The 20,566-nt window shown below is 51.3% G+C and carries 16 protein-coding genes; 8 read left to right on the forward strand and 8 right to left on the reverse strand.

Annotation, left to right across the window (positions count from 1 at the left end):
- Positions 1–4: 4 nt before the first annotated feature.
- The gene (gene rplU / locus HMPREF9141_RS09090) at positions 5–322 is read right to left on the reverse strand and encodes a 50S ribosomal protein L21 (protein WP_040554753.1); all 318 of its coding nucleotides are present in this window, start codon (positions 320–322) and stop codon (positions 5–7) included.
- 561 nt (positions 323–883) lie between these two features.
- Positions 884–1,009 carry a hypothetical protein gene (locus HMPREF9141_RS13910; protein ID WP_257009595.1) on the reverse strand — a complete coding sequence of 42 codons (126 nt, stop codon included), beginning with the start codon at positions 1,007–1,009 and terminating at the stop codon, positions 884–886.
- A gap of 436 nt (positions 1,010–1,445) precedes the next feature.
- Here HMPREF9141_RS13910 and HMPREF9141_RS09100 point away from each other — a divergent pair, with 436 nt between their 5' ends.
- The gene (locus tag HMPREF9141_RS09100) at positions 1,446–2,036 is read left to right on the forward strand and encodes an NUDIX hydrolase (RefSeq protein WP_040555034.1); all 591 of its coding nucleotides are present in this window, start codon (positions 1,446–1,448) and stop codon (positions 2,034–2,036) included.
- The gene (locus HMPREF9141_RS09105) at positions 2,033–2,275 is read left to right on the forward strand and encodes a hypothetical protein (protein ID WP_007368423.1); all 243 of its coding nucleotides are present in this window, start codon (positions 2,033–2,035) and stop codon (positions 2,273–2,275) included. Before HMPREF9141_RS09100 ends, HMPREF9141_RS09105 begins: the two co-directional genes overlap by 4 nt.
- Here HMPREF9141_RS09105 and HMPREF9141_RS09110 read toward each other — a convergent pair.
- Positions 2,262–2,942, reverse strand: a complete 681-nt coding sequence (locus HMPREF9141_RS09110; protein WP_007368424.1) for a DUF4230 domain-containing protein — start codon at positions 2,940–2,942, stop codon at positions 2,262–2,264. The two genes, HMPREF9141_RS09105 and HMPREF9141_RS09110, sit on opposite strands and share 14 nt — an antisense overlap.
- Complete coding sequence (locus HMPREF9141_RS09115; RefSeq protein ID WP_040554755.1) at positions 2,939–3,607, reverse strand: DUF4230 domain-containing protein; 669 nt, start codon at positions 3,605–3,607, stop codon at positions 2,939–2,941. The genes HMPREF9141_RS09110 and HMPREF9141_RS09115 overlap by 4 nt, the downstream gene beginning before the upstream one ends.
- 670 nt (positions 3,608–4,277) lie before the next feature.
- On the opposite strand from HMPREF9141_RS09115, the gene HMPREF9141_RS09120 reads away from it, so the two are divergent.
- From HMPREF9141_RS09120 to HMPREF9141_RS09145, 5 genes are all read left to right on the forward strand, one after another.
- A complete protein-coding gene (locus HMPREF9141_RS09120) occupies positions 4,278–4,847 on the forward strand; it encodes an L-threonylcarbamoyladenylate synthase (RefSeq protein WP_007368426.1) in 570 nt (189 codons plus the stop codon).
- Positions 4,848–4,859: 12 nt separating this feature from the next.
- A complete protein-coding gene (locus tag HMPREF9141_RS09125; protein ID WP_007368427.1) occupies positions 4,860–6,656 on the forward strand; it encodes a chloride channel protein in 1,797 nt (598 codons plus the stop codon).
- A gap of 91 nt (positions 6,657–6,747) precedes the next feature.
- A complete protein-coding gene (gene fmt, locus HMPREF9141_RS09130) occupies positions 6,748–7,761 on the forward strand; it encodes a methionyl-tRNA formyltransferase (protein ID WP_007368428.1) in 1,014 nt (337 codons plus the stop codon).
- Positions 7,762–9,610: 1,849 nt separating this feature from the next.
- Positions 9,611–10,756, forward strand: coding sequence for an OmpA family protein (locus tag HMPREF9141_RS09140; protein WP_007368432.1), 1,146 nt, complete (start codon positions 9,611–9,613; stop codon positions 10,754–10,756).
- A gap of 292 nt (positions 10,757–11,048) precedes the next feature.
- Complete coding sequence (locus tag HMPREF9141_RS09145; RefSeq protein ID WP_007368433.1) at positions 11,049–11,813, forward strand: acyl-[acyl-carrier-protein] thioesterase; 765 nt, start codon at positions 11,049–11,051, stop codon at positions 11,811–11,813.
- 67 nt (positions 11,814–11,880) lie between these two features.
- On the opposite strand, the gene HMPREF9141_RS09150 is transcribed toward HMPREF9141_RS09145, so the two are convergent.
- The 4 genes from HMPREF9141_RS09150 to HMPREF9141_RS09170 all read right to left on the reverse strand — a co-directional run bounded on the left by HMPREF9141_RS09150 (position 11,881) and on the right by HMPREF9141_RS09170 (position 19,411).
- Complete coding sequence (locus HMPREF9141_RS09150; protein ID WP_007368434.1) at positions 11,881–13,773, reverse strand: RecQ family ATP-dependent DNA helicase; 1,893 nt, start codon at positions 13,771–13,773, stop codon at positions 11,881–11,883.
- A gap of 205 nt (positions 13,774–13,978) precedes the next feature.
- Positions 13,979–15,703 carry a single-stranded-DNA-specific exonuclease RecJ gene (gene recJ / locus HMPREF9141_RS09155; RefSeq protein WP_007368435.1) on the reverse strand — a complete coding sequence of 575 codons (1,725 nt, stop codon included), beginning with the start codon at positions 15,701–15,703 and terminating at the stop codon, positions 13,979–13,981.
- A gap of 1,016 nt (positions 15,704–16,719) precedes the next feature.
- On the reverse strand, positions 16,720–17,922 hold the full coding sequence (locus tag HMPREF9141_RS09165; RefSeq protein WP_007368437.1) for a C1 family peptidase: 1,203 nt from the start codon (positions 17,920–17,922) through the stop codon (positions 16,720–16,722).
- An 82-nt stretch (positions 17,923–18,004) separates the two neighbouring features.
- Positions 18,005–19,411, reverse strand: coding sequence for an aminopeptidase P family protein (locus HMPREF9141_RS09170; protein WP_007368438.1), 1,407 nt, complete (start codon positions 19,409–19,411; stop codon positions 18,005–18,007).
- Between the two features lie 87 nt (positions 19,412–19,498).
- Here HMPREF9141_RS09170 and HMPREF9141_RS09175 point away from each other — a divergent pair, with 87 nt between their 5' ends.
- The gene (locus tag HMPREF9141_RS09175; protein WP_007368439.1) at positions 19,499–20,395 is read left to right on the forward strand and encodes a patatin-like phospholipase family protein; all 897 of its coding nucleotides are present in this window, start codon (positions 19,499–19,501) and stop codon (positions 20,393–20,395) included.
- Positions 20,396–20,566 lie beyond the last annotated feature (171 nt).

The raw sequence follows: 20,566 nt of genomic DNA on the forward strand, positions 1-20,566 counted from the left end.
CTTTTTAAGCGTTAATTGATTTGATTTCTACCTGAGTGAAGTGGGTGCGGTGACCGTTCTTCTTCCTGTAGTCCTTGCGACGCTTCATCTTGAAGACGATGACCTTGTCGCCCTTTACGAGAGGAGCTACAATCTCAGCTACTACCTTTGCGCCCTCAACTGTCGGTGCGCCTACAGTGACTGTTCCGTTGTTGTCGACCAGCAGAACCTTGTCAAACTCAACAGCCTTGCCTTCTTCCGCATCCTTGATGTGGTTGACGAAGAGCTTCTTGCCTTCTTCAGCCTTGAACTGCTGACCGTTAATTTCTACAATTGCGTACATTTTATTATTGTAAACGGGTTTGTACCGCCGGGCGGCTGAGCATCTTTCCAGCACTTGTTCTGAGCCCATAACGGCATAATCGGGTGCAAAGGTACTAAAAATTAATGGCATACGTCATGAACAGGACGGGTATTTCCGTTTTAATTAACAATAATTAGAACCTTACGGCAGAGGCCCTGGCCGGAATCCGCCTGATACCGTACAGCTCCGGTCATGCCCCGGGTGGCAGGCAGGTCATCCGGCATTCTCGTGTCTGGCGGGGATGGATTCCGGACAGGTCTCCATCCATTCATGTTGCCGTGCCGGCAAGTAGAAGCCTGCCAGCCTTTTCGTCCTGCCGTCCTTGCGGCATCCTGCATTTCACCCTTTCCTCTGTCTAACCGCCGTGCTTCTTCCGGGGAGGGGCGGCATCCGCCGGCTGGAAAGACGAAAAGACCTGCCGGATGCTCCTTCCCCGGCCGGCCCGGAACGGTTTTTCCCGGAGATACAGAAAGCCCCGTCTTTCCGCATGGCTGGACACCTGCGGAAAAACGGGACTTTCGTTCAGTTGTTGTTTTCCATTCAGAACTGTCTGACAATCCCCTCGAAGGAATAGGCTTCCCGGACTTCAAGCTGCCGGTCATCCTCCTGGTAGATGTTGTCGATGTCAAACTCCTGCTCGTTGTGCATCTTAGGTTTACGTCTCATAGCTATGTCCTCCATAGAGCAGTCCCCTGCCGCAGGGACTGCCTTTGACTGTGAGTGATAGGGGGAGCGGCAGCCCCCTGTGTCCTCGTTTACAAAATTACAAATAAGAAATGAGACTTTTGTCAATTTATCTGAAATATTCTGGCCGAAGTGTCGTTTTCCGTTCCGTATAGGTCGAATGTCCCTGCTGCATGACCAGAAGGACTCCTGAATCCATGCGGTTCCGTCTATGCGGCAGCTTCGGTCTTCTCTTTCCGCTGCATGGCGTATCTTTTCTTTCGGAAGGAGCGAAGGCACGGCCTGCCGTGGGAAAGCCTGGAGGCATTCCTTGAACGGCCGCACCGCAGATAAATAATATGCAGAACCCGCCCTGTTTGCTTGCATATTATGAAAGAATATGATAACTTTGTGCCATCAGAAAAAGACGGTACGTGTTATGGGACATGAAAAGATGCGTGACGAGCGGGAAATGAAATGGAAGACGCTCGCTTCGGTGCGGCTTGTCGACCGGCCATGGCTGAAGGCAAGACGCGATACGGTTCAACTGCCCGGCGGCAGGGTCTATGACGAGTATTATGTGCTTTCCTATCCGGCATGGATCAATGTCATTGCGGAGACGGAAGAGGGACAGATCGTCTTGGAGCGTCAGTACAGGTACGGACTCGGTGTCGTCTCGACGGAGATCTGCGCAGGGGTGGTAGAAGCGGGGGAGACACCGTTGCAGGCCGCCCGGCGCGAACTGGAAGAAGAAACCGGTTATACGGGCGGCAGATGGGAAGAAATCATGACGATAGCTCCTAATCCCGGGATGATGGACAACCTCTGTCACTGCTTCCACGCCTGTGGCGTGAAGAAGACGGGCAGCCAGCACCTTGATGAGACGGAAGATATCGAAGTCTTCCTGCGGTCCAAGGAGGAAGTGAAGCGGATGCTGGTGCAGGGCGACTTCATCCAGGCGCTGATGGCAGCTCCTTTGTGGAAATACTTTTCCTCCATTGCGGACACGACACGAAAGGGTGGGATATGATAACAAAAGACAGCATAGAGGAAGCCTACTGCTTCTTCCATCAGAAATATCAGGTGTATGCCTTCTCGCACAGTGAACGGCAGAAGGACGATATAGAGTACGCCGTCAGTTCGTATGTGGATTCGATGAATCCGGAACTTTATGCGAAGCTGGCAGCAGGGAAGAAGGACTTTCTGCTGACGCATCCGAGGTTTGCGGAAGACATGAAGGAGGCTTTGGAAAAGCTCACCTTGGAGTGATACCCACCCTCACGTGCTTGTAGCCCATGGCCTTCAGGAACTGTGTGAACTGCTGGCGGGCATTCGCCTCCGCTGTCTTTATGTTCTCTGGGGTCATGCAGCGTGCGAGCATCATCCGGTAGGCGCGGTTGTAGAGTTGCTCACGGTCAGCGGCCGTCCATTTCCCTTTCTCGAAGAAAGAGCGTGATCTGGCTTCATCGATGAAATCGGTGTCGAGCAGTTCTATGGAGGGGAGCTGGGCCACGACGACACTGTCGTCTTCTATGCGGATCCAGTGCGGCTTCGCCTTATGGAGGTCGATGCCTAAGCGGACCGTTCCATAGTAGATGCGGACAAGTTCTGAGTCTGAAAAGAAGCCGCGGCTCACAGTGTCGAGCAGCTCTTCGTCATTGATGGACAGGAACTCCCACTGTCCGATATCCTGTATCTGCTGTATCTGTGTCGGCGTAATGTCGATGCGCTGGTCGACTGCGACATCTACCTTGTTGGATGAGTTCAGCCACAGGAAAAGTCCGATTGCGAGACAGACAAGGGCAAGGAGTATCAGCAGTCGGTTTTTGTAGAGGAACAGGATCGCATGGAAAATCCGGTGTCTGCCGTGCCTGTCATCCGTCTGCACAGGTCTGGCGATGGTGTTGTCTGGTGTTTCGTGCTTCATCATCATCATCCTTTTTCGTTTACTTTAATCAGTTGCTTCAGGTCGCTGATCGTGAATCTCTTCCGGAAGGATATGGTTATTTCCGAATCCTTGTATCCCATTGCGGTGAAGATCGGAACGAGCTGGCGGGCGGCACTTGCCTGCACCTGTTCGATGATGCCCATCTGCGGGACGGCATCGATGATCTGCTTTCTCCCTTGTGCTTCGTAACTTGTCAGTTCTGCATCTGAAAAGTTCCGTCTGGTCAGGGCGACATACTGTCTTACGTCCTTGTGCTCGATTTTCGTTGAGGTCAGAGTGATTTTCGGGTCGGGCAGGGTGATGACGAGCTGTCTCCCGTTTCTGCGTATGTTCTTTCCGCTGAATCCTGATAGATCTATGTATGCCTTGAGCGTCGCATCCATGGGAATCGCAATGCGTCTTTCTCCCAATGGGAGATCTATGCTGAAGTCGCGTTTCATGAATGTACCGGACACTTTCATCTCGTCATCGTGTGTGATGATCTTGTGGACATGATACTCTGTGGTGTAAAGGCGGGAGCATTGCTGCACCTGCGTTACCAGCATGGGGATGGTGTCTACGCCCTTGGGGACCGTCTCTTCTGCTTTCTCCCTGTCCGTGCAGGATGCCGTCAATATCAGAAGGAGCGATAAGAGGGTGATTATCTGCTTCATATCTTGCATAATAAATGGACATTGCAAATTTACATAAATTTTGCGGAAACAACTGCCAGTCCGCCGAAGAAAAATGGGTCTTCAGGAAATTGGAGTGATGAGGTCTGGCTCGGGCGTTGATGGCTTAGATGAAATATTCTACATTATAGTTTAGATGAAATACTCTACATTATAGTTTAGATGAAATATCCCACAGAGGCAGGGAGTGAAGGAGGCAAAGACCCTATAACGGAGGCACCGCCGTTGCGTGGAGCAACGGAATTTATCCGAGCGTTTTATCCGAGCATTTGCCTGTGAAAGTGAAGAATGGCGTTTCTCCTGAAAATAAAAAGCCCTCCGTACGCCACCTCTCTGTCGCTCTTTTGTGCCGTCGGCACCTCCATGATATTTTTCCCTCTGCTTTCTCCGCTCCTCCGTGTGCCTTATTATGTGGCAGGCTTACTTTATCACTCCCTGTTTCGGAAGAACAAGAAAAATGTTCCCTCCTTATGGAAACCGTCTTCTTGCTACCTGACATCTGTCGGAGACACCTTCGTCCAGTCCCTCCGGTTATCCTGCCGGATGCCTTATAGTTCCTTTCTTTTTGCGGTTTTTGTTTTGTGATTTCATTTTTTTACCCTATCTTTGCGTCTGCTTATCATGGCTTGTACAGAATTAGTAATTACCGGAGATGAAACAGGAAGACGACATCAGGAAAGCGATTGAGGTGATGAGAAAAGGTGGAATTATTCTTTATCCGACAGACACTGTGTGGGGAATAGGTTGCGACGCCACCAATGCAGAGGCTGTCGCAAAGGTATATGCCTTAAAGCGAAGGGATGATTCCAAGGCGCTTATCTGTCTGGTAGACTCGGATGACCGCCTGCAACGGTATGTGCGCAATGTGCCCGATGTAGCCTGGCAGCTCATCGATGCCGTGGAGAGGCCGACGACACTGATTCTCGACGGTGCTGTGAACCTTGCCGGCAACCTGATTGCGGAAGACGGGTCTATCGGGATACGCATTACAAAAGAGCCTTTCTCCCATGAACTTTGCTATCGCTTCCAGAAAGCTGTCGTAAGCACATCTGCGAACATCAGTGGTGAGCCGGCTGCACAGAACTACTGTGACATCTCACAGGAGATTCTCGACGGGGTAGACTATATCTGTGAGTCGAGACGGCAGGAGCACAAGCCCCACGTTCCTTCAAGTATCGTGAAGCTGGGGATTGACGGGCAGGTGAAAATCATAAGGAAATAATCGAACGGTTAGATGGAGGTATCTGATAAACTGGGGATCGTCTCTCAATTTGATACTTGGCGCAAGAAGCACGTATCCGACCGTGAGCTGGTTCTGGTACTTGCGTTCGCCGTAGGTTTCCTTGCCTCACTGGCAGCCTACGTCCTTCATTTTATCATCCATCTGATCGAAGAACTGGTGACCTCCGGCTTCCAGGTGAAGACCATCAACTGGCTGTATCTTATCTATCCGGTCGTAGGAATCTGGCTGACAAGCCTGTTCGTGAAGTACATTGTAAGGGACAATATCTCCCATGGCATCACCCGTGTGCTCTATGCCATCTCAACGAAACAGTCGCGTCTGAAACCGCACAACACATGGTCGTCCATCGTTGCTTCCGCCATAACCATCGGCTTCGGAGGATCGGTAGGGGCGGAGGCTCCGATCGTTCTGACGGGTTCGGCCATCGGCAGCAACCTCGGGCGGATCTTCCATCTGGACAACCGTACGCTCATGCTTCTTGTAGGCTGCGGGGCCACGGCTGCCGTGTCGGGCATCTTCAAGGCGCCGATTGCGGGACTGGTATTTACCCTTGAGGTACTGATGGTAGACCTGACCATGGCCTCGCTCCTTCCCATTCTCATCGCCTCCGTTACGGCAACGTGCTTCTCCTATTTCTTTACGGGCGGGGCTGCGATGTACCGTTTTCAGATGGATTATCTTTGGGGACTCGACCGTGTCCCTCCGACAATCCTGCTGGGCATCGCCTGCGGATTCCTCTCCCTCTATTTCATGCGTATGATGTCGTGGTGTGAGAATGGATACGGGAAGCTGTCCTCGCGTCCTTACCTGAAACTCCTCGTCGGAGGGCTGGTGCTCTCCCCGCTGATCTTTCTCTTTCCGTCTCTTTACGGTGAGGGATACAGCAGCCTCGGACTGTTCATTGAAGGAAAGACCGAAGCCGACTGGATGCAGGTGATGAGCGGTTCCATGTTCGCAGGACAGACAAAGCTCCTCGTCCTATATGTCGGACTTGTGATGATGACGAAAGTCTTTGCGACCAGTGCGACGAACGGGGCCGGAGGATGCGGCGGAACCTTCGCCCCGGCTCTGTTCATCGGCGGGTTCGGGGGATTCTTCTTTGCGCGCCTGTGGAACATGCAGCAGCTGGGAGTCTATATACCTGAAAAGAACTTCACGCTTTATGGCATGGCAGCCGTCATGGCGGCCGTCATGCATGCGCCGTTGACAGGCATTTTCCTCATCGCCGAACTGACCGGAGGATACCAGCTTTTCATTCCGCTGATCATCGTGACAATCAGCTCTTACCTCACGATCAACATCTTCGAGCATCACAGCATCTACGCCGTACGCCTGGCGAAACAGGGGAAACTTCTCACACATCATACTGACAGATCCATCCTCACGCTGATGAGCATGGACAAGATCATCGACCGCGATTTCACATCGGTACATCCTGACATGGAGATGGGGCAGCTCGTACATGCACTCAGTGCGAGCCGTAACGATTACATCCCGGTACTGAATGACAGTGGCAACCTTCTCGGCGAGATAGACATCAATCAACTCCGTTATATCATTTTCCGGACGGAACTTTATCATCGTTTCCATGTAAGTCAGCTGATGACACCTCCTGCCGCCACGCTTGGCGTGAACGACCCGATGGAAGACGTGATGAAGACCTTTGACCGTACCGGGGCACAGAACCTGCCGGTCGTGAGCGTAGACGGACAACTGATAGGATATATCTCCAGAACGCATCTGTATAGTATGTACCGCCAGCTGGTGGCTGACTTCAGTGCGGAATAATTCCTGACTACTGTCGATGCCGTCTCCGGTCTGTCCTCCCCATTGGAAGAAGCGGGTACGGTGTTCTCAATGATTTAAATCCTCAAAGACAATGAAAAAAGAAGATATACGGATTGTGTTCATGGGCACTCCAGAGTTTGCCGTGGAGTCTCTGAAGGCATTGGTGGAGAACGGATACAATGTCGTAGCCGTTGTCACACAGCCGGATAAGCCCGTCGGCCGCCATCAGGACACGTTGCAGCCATCTGCCGTAAAGCGGTATGCCGTAGAATGCGGACTGCCTGTCCTCCAGCCCGTGAAGATGAAGGATCCGGTCTTCATGGAGCAGCTGCGGGCTTATAAGGCTGATTTACAGGTGGTGGTAGCTTTTCGGATGCTGCCGGAAGCCGTGTGGGCTATGCCCCGGTTCGGTACGTTTAATGTGCATGCCGCTTTGCTTCCACAATATCGCGGGGCCGCCCCGATCAACTGGGCGGTCATCAACGGAGAGACGGAAACCGGCGTGACGACTTTCTTCCTTGACAAGGATATTGATACCGGGAGGATCATTCTCCAGAAGCCCTTCCCTATACCTGATACGGCTGATGTAGAATATGTCTACGACGGTCTGATGTATTTAGGGGCGGAGGCTGCCATGGAGACCGTCGACCTCATTGCATCCAGACTGCCGGAAAAAGCCTTGGGAGAAGCAGGATTCCGCCATATCCTCGACGGAGTCAGCAGACCGCAGCCATGTGCAGGGATTGATCTTCATCCTGCCCCCAAGATATTCAAGGAGACCTGTGAAATATGCTGGCAGCAGCCTTCCAAGAAGATCTATGACTTCATACGCGGGCTCAGTCCGTATCCCGGTGCATGGAGTGTGCTCCATGCCGTTGAGGGAGAAGAGGGAAAGGCGATTCCCATTAAGATTTTCAAGACTGCCGGGACGGACCGGAAGAGCCTTGCACCCGGCGGCATGCTCATCGTTGAAAGGAACCGTCTTTATGTCAGTACGGCAGACCGTCTCCTCGAACTTCTCGATGTACAGCTGGCGGGAAAGCGACGGATGGATGTAAAGGCTTTCCTTAACGGCTTTAAGGATATTGACGGATACAGGTTCTGACTTTCTTCCCGGCGCAGCCCTTGTCCGAGCCGGGATTCCGAACCGTTTTCTTGCCGTCTGCCTTTCACTTTATACATATCGGTTCTTCCGTCAAATGGGCAGACAGGTGTTGTGTAACTGCATGGGGGATCGGAAAAGCCCTGCTGACTTCAAAGGGACGGTTCTGACTGCCAGCAGGCTGTAGATGCCGATTTTCCTTGTCAGCGAGTCTTGCAGAGGTTTCCGTATAGCTTTGGCATGAAATGGTGCTGGATAGCCGGATCCAGACAGCCCCTTTCCCAATACCTGTATTCATGCCCTCCGATAAGACGTAAATCGCCCATGTGCGGTTTCGTTTAAGAAGATAATTCCGTTTTGGGTTCTTCTGTTAAATGCGTAGATTGGAAGGATAAAGGCTTATGCACTTGCATGGTATGACTGTCCAGAATCAGATGGTTTTACAAAAAGGAAGGTAAACTACAAAGAAAAATGCAGGAAAGGAAAATTGATGCGATGCCTGTCCATCGGCCTGTCTTTCCGTCTTCTACAGACAACCCCATCCCTATATCACCGGTGTCTGTAAACTGTTTTCATGCAACCAAAGCCGAAACAGGCTCTTCTGACTTCTGAAAGATGCCTGATCGACTTGCAATCGATGCTCTTTCAGCGTGTTACCAACGCCCTTTTGAAGTCCAATCAGGCACCTTTTACGAACGGTTTAATAACCATTTGATTGACTGCTGATTACCAACTTGCTTTCTACACGTGTCTTTTTTATTTGCAGATGATTCGTTTGAAATTATATAATGGTTTTTCAATATCTCATCTTTGTTTCCGACATATTAAATTGGAAAGTTTTTTATCAGGAGATGATGACAGAATAGCCAGTTGACTGTCTTGGCTGTTTTTTTAATGAATAACTTCGGTTCTTCTGTTAAAGCTATGCGAAAAAGCATCCGCGCATTTAACGGAAGAACTCGTTTTTTTGGGGAGGGAGTGTATAAACTCGTCCCCAGCTGAAGACGGTCGTCATTTGTAGAGAACAACCGCTGCCAAAGAGTTGATTACTCGATGACAGCGGTTGTTCTGATGTTTACGAGGGCTTGAAACGGTCAATAGGGAAGGAGGTTTTTCTGCCCCCGAGTTTTGATACACCTTCCTGGATGAATAATTCCTGCCGCCATGATGTCTCCCCGGCAGCAGGCCTGTCCCATTCCTGCGACATGTTATGATCGTGCGGGTCGTCAACACGATAGGTGTTTGCCGGCAGCTCCACACGTGATGGGCAACCGACACGGCTGCTTGGAGCGGAAAGCCGCACCTGCTCCTGTCACTGTCCAACATGACAAGCTGCTGATGAAGGACTTGCACAGGAAAGGCGCACCGGACAGCACAGGCGTTTGCAGGGCTCGCATTCTTATAAATAAATTATGGTGGCATTTGGCGAGTATTACAAGTCTCTACCTTCATTCCTATCCATTCAGTTAACGAAAGAGCCTTATAATAGACAAGCGTCGTGCCTCTATATAATAATAGGTGGAACATAGTGCCCCCCTCCGGTCTGGCAAAGATAATCCCCACGTTTCATTCTATTCGAAGCATACGGCGGTCTGACAGTTTGAACAGTCTTCGCAGTACTTCCATCAGATTTCATCAAGCCAATCCCGCACACCTCGTTTTTTTCATCTGTTTTGATAACATATTGTTCTTTAACGCTTGCTTTATGTCATTATTGCTCACAATAGGGGGTGTTGTGCACATTTTTCCTCAAAAACATTTGGCGGTTTCATTATTTTTTTATTACTTTGCAGCCGATTAAGAATGTTGATTCTATAATTTATATTATAAATATTAATTAATTCAGAGAGAAATGAAAAAGTTAGTTTTAATGTTGGCTGCAGCCTCTATGGCTGCTTCTGTATCTGCTCAGACAGTTGCAGAGAGCAAGACATTCGACAACATCTACGTAGGTATTAACGGTGGTGTTGCAACAAAGACAACAGGTCACAAGTGGTTGAGCGACCTCGACCCTAATGCAGGTATCCGTGTCGGCCGCTACTTCACTCCGGTGTTCGGTCTGGCTGTTGAGGGTAACGCATACTTCTCAAACAAGCCTTGGGGTTCAACAGGTACTGCCGTTCGCGCTACAAACGTCAGCCTGCTCGGTACTGTAAACCTGAGCAACTGGTTCGGCGGCTACAAGGGTGAGCCACGTGCATTCGAGGTAAGCGCACTCTACGGTCTCGGCTGGGCACACGTGTTCACAAGCGACAAGGCTTTCAAGGAGCTTACTTCCGGTCAGCGTAACCGTATGACTTCCAAGGCTGCTCTTGACTTCGCTTTCAACTTCGGTTCAGAGAAGCAGTGGCAGGTATATGTTGAGCCGTCAATCAACTTCGCTTTCCTGGGTCAGGCTGCAAAGAAGCACCTTGTAGTCGATCCCGCTAATCCTGGGAAGACGTATTATGCTGACTATACTAATGACTACAACTACAAGGCAGGTTCCAATGCAGGTCAGCCAGCTTACAACATCAACAACTCATTTGTACAGCTGAATGCAGGTCTCGTTTACAAGTTCAAGAACTCTAACGGTACTCACAACTTCACAATCGTTACTCCGCGTGACCAGGCTGAAATCGATGCTCTGAACGCTCAGATCAACGAGCTCCGCAACCGCAAGCCAGAGGTTATCACCAAGGAGGTTGTCAAGGAAGTTCCGGCCGTTAAGGAGTTCACCGTTTCCGACCTCGTATTCGTAACATTCGCACAGGGCAAGTATGCTCTTACAAACGACGCTAAGTCTGCTTTGAACAACATCAAGGAAGGCTCTCACGTTCAGGTTGTAGGTACTGCTTCTCCAGAGGGTTCTAAGGAAATCAACGACCGTCTGTCTCAGGCTCGTGCCGATGTAGTTGCTGACTACCTCAAGGCTCGTGGCGTGAATGTTGACGAGGCTACTGGTAAGGGCGTACAGGGTACGACTTCTAACCGTCTTGCTGTTGTTTACGTAAAGTAATCTGAAGCAACTGGTCAAGGAGGTTTATCCTTCCGACAGAATAACTATCGGGGATGCATCTTGTGGGATGCATCCCTTTTCTTTTTGAGAATCAGCGTCGAAAGTCATTGTGTAGTGTGGTGTGCAGCTTTCCTGTGAAAGCTTTTCTTTTCCCTATACGGTATATCGGATATGTTCCCTCCACTGCATGATTCATTATAGAATCTCGTAGAAGAAAACAGAACATATCCACAGGCGCTGTCGGAGAAAAGTGGAATAGAGGTTAATCAGTTGAAAAAAGGAGAAAAGGAAGATGGAAAAGCTATCAAAGATTGGAAAATATGAATTTCTGGCAGAGCCGTTTCACTGCGACTTCTCCGGTCATCTGTTCATGGGGCATCTGGGCAACCATCTGTTGAATGCCGCGGATTTCCATAGCAATGAACGAGGTTACGGCATGAACTATCTCAATACCGTCCGCAAGACGTGGGTGCTGAGTAGGCTGGCCGTAGAGATGGATGATATGCCAGGGGCGTATGACAGGTTTTCCGTTGAAACCTGGGTCGATGACGTGATGCGTTTCTTTACAAGCCGGAACTTCAGGATTACCGGGCAGGACGGTCACGTCTATGGTTATGGAAAAAGCATCTGGGCGATGATTGATGTAGAAACCCGCCAGCCAGCAGATGTTCTTTCTGTGCGTGGCGGTCTGATCAAGGATTATATTGAGAAAGAGTATCCCTGTCCGATCGCGCAGTCATCCCGCGTGAAGATGAGCGGTGAGGCGAGTCCGGTCCGGCAGACTGATACCTGTTACAGTGATGTGGATGTCAACGGGCACGTCAATTCCGTGAAATATATTGAGCACATTCTGGATCTGTGGAATCTGGACTGGTACAGGAAGCATCCGGTCAGACGGTTTGAGATCGCTTATGTGGCCGAGTCTCATCAAGGTGACAGGCTTCATTTCTATTGTGAGCGGAGAGAGACCGATGTCGACTTCAATGTCAGAATCGCCAAGGAAGACCCGGACTGCGGAGAGACGGAAGTCTGTCGCTGCAGGGTCCTGTTTGTCTGAGGAAGTTTCACGTCGTCACCGTGTATGACGGAGACTCCACAGTTTCATTATAGGGAGACGCCGTCCGTCATGGCTGGAGAAGATAACTGCCTTCCATGAGTATTTCCTCCTCCAGGACCATCTCTCTCATCACTTCTCCTGCAAGATCCCAGTTGCTGTTCAGCCGGCGGACTTCGGTGACGTGGTGTCTCTTGCCGTCAGCCAGCAGTTCCAGTAGCTGCTGTCTGATCAGCTTGCGTATGGCACTGTCATCCGTGTCAGTATGTGAAAGGCACACATCACACTGTCCGCAGTCTGCCGACTTTTTCTCTCCGAAATAAAGCAGCAGCTGTCTGCTCCGGCAGATGCGTCCGTTCTGTGCGTAGTCTATCACAGAGCGGATCCTTTTTACAAACTGTTCTTTCCGGTCTTCATACACGCTTCTGTCGAGGATGACGTCCGCGCCGTCAATCCGGTCACTTCTGTATCGGACAAGCGGTGTGTTCTTTCTGGGGATGAAGTTGATGATACGTTTTTTACTCAGGTTTACAAGTATCATGTAGGTCTGGTTCCTGTCAAGCCCGGCTTCCTGCGCTATATAGCTTTCATCGACATAGCCATAATCCGAGAACAGTCCGCCGTAGTTGCGGAGAAGGGCCGTGACGACTTCATTCTCTTTGTCGCTGAGCGCATCGAGCCGGTAAAGGTCGTCACGGTTCAGCAGGAAACGGACCCGGGCCTTGGTGTCGGGGTTCTGTTCATAGTCGATATAGCCTGCCCGCTGCAGGATGGTCAGTGCGGCGCTGGCACGGATAGGGAAGTGCTTGAAGGTCGTACAGAACTTGTCTATCGGGAACTCGAAGGTACATCCGGCACCGCTGCCCACTCCAATCTGATAAAAATAAGCCAGATGTTCGTAGACGGTCTGGATATACTCCTTGGGAGGGAATGTGTCTTCTATACGTTTCTGCAGGATCCGGTTGTCGTTTCCGTTATACAGCAGTACGGCGTATGACTTCTTTCCGTCACGTCCTGCCCGGCCTGCCTCCTGGAAGTAAGCCTCCAGTGAGCTTGGGCAGTCGATATGGATCACCACACGTACATCGGGCTTGTCGATGCCCATTCCGAAGGCATTTGTCGCCACAATGACACGGATCCGGTCGTTCTGCCAGTCGTTCTGCCGTTGGTCCTTGATGGCGGGTTCCAGTCCGGCATGATACCATGTAGCGGAGATTCCCTGTCGTGTGAGCATCTGTGCGACGTCCTTTGTCCGTTTCCTGCTGCGGCAATAAACGATGGCCGTCTGGGGGATGGACTGTAGGATGTGTATCATTTCCGCATCTTTGTCCTCCGTCTGCCGGACAACATAAGCAAGGTTCTTCCGCTCAAAGCTCATGCGGAATACATTCTTCTCCTTGAAGCCTAAGCGGTCCTGAATGTCATCGACGACCTCGGGAGTAGCAGTCGCAGTCAGTGCGAGGACCGGTACATGGGGCACCAGCTTGCGGATGTCGGCAATCAGCAGATAAGAAGGCCGGAAATCGTATCCCCACTGACTGATACAGTGAGCTTCATCAACGGTAATGAAACTGACCTTCATGTGGCGCAGTTTTATCTGGAAGATGTCAGACCCGATGCGTTCCGGTGATATATAAAGCAGTTTTGTCCTTCCGAAGATACAGTTCTCCAGGGTCGCCACGATGGCGTCACGGTGCATGCCCGAGTAAATGGCAGCCGCCGGAATACCTTGATGGCGAAGATGATCCACCTGATCCTTCATCAGGGCGATGAGAGGCGTGATGACAATACATATCCCTTCCCGGGCTAATGCCGGCACCTGGAAAGTGATGGACTTTCCTCCGCCCGTCGGCATGAGCCCCAAGGTATCCTTTCCTGCACCGATGCTCTCTATGATGTCCTTCTGGATGCCGCGGAAGTCGGGATAGCCCCAATATTGATGAAGAATGTCAAGGTAGGACATGGAACTGTGAGGTCTGATTTCTGAGGTCTGGGGATATAAGTGGAACACGCAATACTTCTGCTAAAGTTACAGGAAAGGTCTCTGCCATAGAAGAGAAGGAGAGCGCAGTACACGGTCTGCCCCTTGTTTCCTCCCCGATTGTCAGAAAACCGTATCTCCTTTCGGGACAGTCCGGGAAGCGGCGTAGTCTGTCCCGGTTCTCCCGTCAGCTTTCATCCGTAGGCCTGATGTCCTCTATCTGCAGCTGTACGGCACCACGTTTGAAGACATTGTCCTCAATGGTGTAGGCAATATCAAACGAACGCTTGGACTTGATGTATCGCGCGGATGCGCTCTGCCCGAAGGCAATGCCGTTCATGACATTGTTCGATTTGGAATCGACCAGTTCCAGCTTGATATGTTCCTGTTCACGTCCGACGACCTTGCTTGTTCCGAAGTCGTACACATCCAATGTGCAGAAGACCGGTTTGGTATTGCCTGGGCCGAACGGGGCGAAACGCTTCAGGTCATTGTGCAGTTTCTTGGTAATATCCTTGAAGTCGATGACGGCATCTATGTCCAGTATCGCCTCACGCTGTTCGGGTTCGATATGGGTTTCGACATAGTCCTGGAACCGTCTCCGGAACTCTTTCACATCCGACCACTTCATCGTCAGACCGGCAGCATAGGTGTGTCCGCCGAAATTCAGCAGCAGGTCGCGGCAGCTCTTGATGGCTGCATACACATCGAATCCTGCTACGCTGCGTGCCGATCCAGTCGCAAGGTTCTCGTCACGGGTCAGCACCACGGTGGGGCGGAAATAAATCTCGGTCAGCCGCGAGGCGACAATCCCGATGACCCCTTTCTTCCAGTGCTCGTCATAGAGGACAATGCTCGACTGATGCTTCTGGCTCTCCAGGCGTGCCACGATCTGATTGGCTTCCTCGGTCATCTGGCGGTCTACGTCTTTCCGCTGTTCGTTGTATTCGTCGATGTGTTTTGCCTGTCTGAACGCCATGCCGTATTCCCTTTCAACAAGCAGGTCGACACTCTTCTTCCCGTTCTCCATGCGGCCGCTGGCATTGATGCGCGGCCCAATCTTGAAGATGATGTCGCTCATGGACAGCTCGCGGCCGTTCAGTCCGCAGATATCGATGATGGCTTTCAGACCGAGACTCGGATTCTGGTTCAACTGCTTCAGCCCATGGAAGGCAAGGATGCGGTTTTCATCCACGACAGGCACCAGGTCGGCTGCAATGCTTACGGCACAGAAATCGAGCAGGGGGATGAGCCGTGAGAACGGGATATTGTTGTTCTTGGCAAATGCCTGCATGAATTTGAATCCTACACCGCAGCCGCATAGATCCTTGAACGGATAGCTGTCGTCCGGCCGTTTCGGGTTGAGGATGGCCACGGCCGGCGGCATTGACTCGTCTGGGACATGGTGGTCGCAGATGATGAAGTCGATTCCCTGTTCCTTGGCGTAGGCGATCTCCTCGATGGCCTTGATGCCGCAATCGAGGATGATGATGAGCCTGACACCGGTCTCTTTGGCGAAGTCGATACCTTTCCGGCTCACTCCGTACCCCTCGTCGTAGCGGTCGGGGATGTAATAATCGATGTTGGAATAGAACTGGCGCAAGAATTTATATACCAACGCCACAGCCGTACAGCCGTCTACATCGTAGTCGCCGTAGACGAGTATGCGCTCCTTGTGCCCCATGGCATCGTTGAGCCGGTCGACAGCCGCATCCATGTCCTTCATCAGGAACGGGTTGATGAGGTCGGCAAGCTGTGGACGGAAGAACCGCTTGGCGGCACTCTCCGTTGTGATGCCACGGCGGATCAGCAGTCCGGCGAGAATAGGGTTGATGCCCAGCTTTTCTCCCAGTTCGGCGGCGGTATGCTCCTGTTCAGCAGTGGGTGGCGTGTAGTTCCATTTGAAATTCATTTCCAATTGTTTTTATTTCTGAGCGTAAAGGTACAAAAAAAAAGCCAAAGGTGAATGTAGTACGCTCAATATTTAGGTGATTTCTATAATCCCCGTCGGGCGGCTGTTTCTCCACTGGTACGTTGCTGATAGGAATGTCGCCGGCCCTTTGGGTTTTCCTGTCTTATGGGGTGTATTCTGTTTCCCCTTTCTTTTTCAAGGGAAATATAGGTTCTTCCGTTCAATGCGTGGATGCTTTTCGTATAGCTTTAACGGAAGACCCGAAGTTAATCACTAAACAAAAACATAGCCAAGACCGTCAGCTGCCTATCCTGTTATCCTCCTCCGATACAAGAGCCTTTTCATTTTAATACATTGAAAATACAGACAAGGTTTTGAAAAACCATTACATAATTTCAAATGAATCATCTGTGAATATACAAACACGTGCGAAAAAGAAAGTCTGTAACCAGCAGTAAATCAATTAGCTGTCAAACTGTTTTTAAAAGGTGCCTGATTGGACTTCAAAAGGGCGTTGGTAAGGCTCTAAAAGAGCACCTGTTGCAAGTCAATCAGGCATCTTTTAGAAGCCAGAAGGGCATGTGTTGCCTTGCGCTGCATGAAAACAGTTTACAAATACCGATGATCGGGGAGTAAGTTGTTTGTAGAAGACGGAAAGACCTGCTGATGGACAAGCGGCGCATCATTTTTCCTTTTCTGCATTTTATCTTGCAGTTCATCCTCCTTCTCCTTTGTAAGCCCATCCAATTCTGGACGGTCATACCATGCAAGCGCATAAGCCTTTATTTCCAATCTACGCATTTTACGGAAGAACCTTTCTTTTTTCCTTATAAGGGAGGACAACTGCCTGCAGGGTAGACCGTCCCTGCGCATCAGCCTTGGAGAGGACTTGCCCGAAACAGACCATCCCGCCCCAGAGATTTGGAGCGGGATGGCTTGTCGATCAATATAAGAGGGCAGGAAGCTGTCTCCATGACGGGTCATCCTGGCTGTGCTTCCTGAATCCGACAGGATTCTCAGAGCCCCATCTTCTTGCGGAGATCCTTTGGAATGGCGTTCTTGTTCACCATATAATCCATTGTATTGGCTGCGATGAAGTTCTTGGTCATGTACCAGATGCCCTTGTAGTCGCCGGTCTCCCCCCAGGAGTTCTTCACCATGTAGTACTCTTTTCCGTTCTGGTCCTTGGCGATACCGAAGATCAGCATGCCGTGGTCGTCTGTCAGCTCCCAGTTGTCGAAACGCTCCTGACGCTGTTTCTGTGTAGGAACCACCTCCGGCACATTGACACCGAGGGAGTCGATGATGTCTTTCTTCTTGGCGTTGGAAAGGCCGAGCCAGTGCGCCATGTCACTGCCTTTCAGGCTTTCCACTTTCTTTCCGTCCACCATGTAGGCCAGTCCCTGACGGGTAAAGCCGGGTTCGCTGACATCGCCGCCCCATGCCACGGTATAGCCGTTCATGATTGCATTGTCGATGATGCGCATCATTTCGTCCATCGGCAGGTTGTAAGACAATGGGTTGCGCCAGTTGTCCTGAACCTCTACCGGGAAACTCGTGTAGAATGGGTGGTGGGTGTAGGAGGTAATGCTTACATAGTCGCTCCAGTTCAGACCGAGACTTGCAGCGAAGCTCTTCGGGGTGTACTGCTTGCCTTCATAGGTGAAGGTCTCCGGACATTTGCCGAGATAAGCGTCAAGAATCCCCTGCAGTCCCACCTTCCACTGGCCTGAGAGTTTGTTGGCCTTGTTGCGTGCAACCGCATTCACGTAAGGTTCCAGCAGAGAGAAGAACTCATTGAAGTTGTTCAGGGAGTCACCATAGAGAGAGCCCGGGAACGGCATGGCACTCTCCGGACAGATGCCGTTGTGCTCGAGGGTGTACAGTACGTCGTATGCGGAACCGCCCTGTGCGAACTGGCAGTCGCCGTGCAGACGGATCACCTGCGTGGCACGGTCCATATAGGTCTTGTTGGCTACGAAACTCTCACAGAGGTCGTAGGTCTTCCCGGTCTTCTTCAGGATTTCCGCCTCGAAATAGCTCAGCGTGGAATAGTCCCAGCACGTACCGGAACGGTGCTGGTCCTTGATGCTGGTGATCGGAATCTGTTTTACAACTGTGAAGACAGGTTTGTTGGAGGCTGCACCTTCCTTCTTGTCTGCGGCATTCGCTCCTATCGCTGCCAAAGCGAGCACGGCTGCAACTAAAGTTTTTTTCATAAGTTTTTAAAGAAAAGGGGTTGCCGTAGCGGGGTCTTCCCTTGCGGCAACCTTGATGAAATATTAATTATTAACGTAATTCTTATTTTCTGTTTGCGGCAATGAAGTCCTCTACATCCTTCGGATGATATGGAATCCGATCCTTTCCGATGAAGCGGCATCCGTCCTTTGTGATGAGGAGGTCGTCTTCAAGGCGGATTCCTCCGAAGTCCTTGTACTCGTCCAGCCTGTCGAAGTTCAGGAACTCCGCACAATGCTTCTTGGCGCGCCACTCGTCGATAAGGGCAGGGATGAAATAGATGCCCGGCTCGTCGGTGACGACGAACCCTTCCTCGAGGCGGCGTCCCATACGCAGGCAGTTGGTGCCGAATTGCTCAAGGTTGGGGCGTGTCTCCTCGTCGAAGCCCACATTGATCTGGTCGAATGACTCCATGTCGTGGACATCCATTCCCATCATGTGTCCCAGTCCGTGAGGCAGGAACATGGCATGGGCGCCGGCAGCCACGGCCGCCTCCGTGTCACCCTTGGCAAGTCCCAGCTCTTTCATCCGGTCGAAGAGGATGCGGCAGATGGCGAAATGGACATCGGCGTATTTCACACCGGGCTTCGCATATTTCAGCGCCGCATCGTGACATTCTTCTACTACCTTGTAGATCTCCAGCTGTCTCTGGGTGAATTTCCCGTTCACGGGGAACGTACGGGTGTTGTCGGAGCAGTAGTGGTTGATGGTCTCTGCGCCGCAGTCGCATAAAGCGAGCCGGCCGGATTCCAGAACCGCCATGGACGGATTTCCGTGCATGATTTCGCCGTGCTGTGAGAAGATGGTCGGGAACGCCACCATCGAGCCGTATGACTGGGCGATGCCATCCAGCTGGCCGCCTACGAACTTCTCTGTCACGCCCGGTCTGGCCAGTATCATGGCCGTCGTGTGCATCTTGTAGCCGATGACGGCTGCGCGCTCCAGTTCCTCGATTTCTTCCTGTGTCTTCGTGGAACGCATCTTGACCACCGCATGGATCAGGTCCATGCTTGCAGATTCCTTCTGCTGATTGGGATGAATGCCGAAGAGGTCGAAAATCTGGATCTTGATGTCCGCGCGGTAGGGAGGCAGGAAATGGACTTTGCGGCGGTCGCGCAGCGCATTGTTGCAGATGGTCTTCAGTCCTTTCATGTTGACAGTATTCGCTACGCCCACCGCATCGGCCATGTCCTTCACGGAATCGACGCTGCCGTACCAGACGATGTCTTCAATATCAATGTCATCGCCAACAAGCGTTTCGGTGTCATTGTCGATGTCGATGACACCGACCAGTCCGTCACGCTGCTGACCGAAATAGTAGAGGAAGGATGAATCCTGTCGGAAAGGATAATACCCGTTCGCAGGAAAGTTTGCAGGCGATTCGTTGTTGCCGAAGAGAATGATGATACCACTTCCGACAAGCTTCTTCAGCTCTGCCCGGCGCTTTACATAGGTTTCTTTGTTAAACATATTTCAAAAATTAGATGGTTTGGTTGCAAAGATAGCTATTTTTGTTTGAAAGTTATTAACTTTGCAGTTGTTTTTTAACGAGATTTTATGCAGTTCGACAAGAATACGGGATTGGTACTGGAAGGAGGAGGGATGCGGGGTGTCTTCACCTCGGGCGTGCTTGATGCCTTTATGAAGCATGGACTTTATTTCCGCTACATCGTAGCCGTGTCGGCGGGGGCGTGCAATGGACTTTCGTATGCCAGCCGTCAACCGCGCCGGGCACGCATCTCCAATATTGACATGCTTGCCAAATACAACTATATCGGCCTGCGCCATCTTGTCACACAGGGATGTATCTTCGACCCTGAACTGCTGTATCATCGGTTCCCATACGAGCTTGTCCCCTTTGATTACGATGAATATTTCCGCAATTGCAGGCGAGGCTACCGCTTTGAAATGGTTATGACGAACTGTGAGACGGGGTTCACGGAATATCTTACGGAGACATCCGGAAATACGCATCGGCTCAATGAGTTGGCACGTGCGTCTTCAAGTCTTCCTTATGTCTGCAAAATCGTCATGATTGACGGCAAGCCGATGCTGGATGGCGGTATCGTCGATTCCATCCCGGTCATGCGGGCCATAGAGGCCGGTCATGAGACGAATGTGGTTGTCTGCACACGCAACAAAGGATGGAGAGATACCGGACGGGACCACAAACAGCCCAAGTTCGTTTATCGGAACTATCCCCGTCTGCGTGTCGCTTTAAGCCATCGTGTGGAAGCGTACAACCAGCAGCTCGACAAGGTGGACGAGCTGGAAGAACAGGGGAAGATACTGGTGATTCGTCCGGAGAGGCCGGTCGTCGTCGGACGGATGGAAAAGGACATCAACAGGCTCGAGGCGCTTTACGAGGAGGGCTTTCTGTTGGGCGAAAGATTTGTACAGGAGCATCTTCTCGGAGGTCTGTCTTCTGATGCCAGTGCCCAGCCTCAACTTTAACTTTAAGGCTTAAGGCCCGTTCTGGATTTCCCGCACTGGTCTGCCGTCGATGGAATCTGGTCGGCTCTTTGCGTCTTTGCTTCTATGCGGTATCTTCAGCCTTCTCTGTCAGGAAGATTCTTTCCGGCAGCAGACGGCAAACGTGCGGGGAATCAGCACGGCTGGTGTTTA

This window comes from Prevotella multiformis DSM 16608 (assembly GCF_000191065.1).
Lineage (GTDB): Bacteria > Bacteroidota > Bacteroidia > Bacteroidales > Bacteroidaceae > Prevotella > Prevotella multiformis.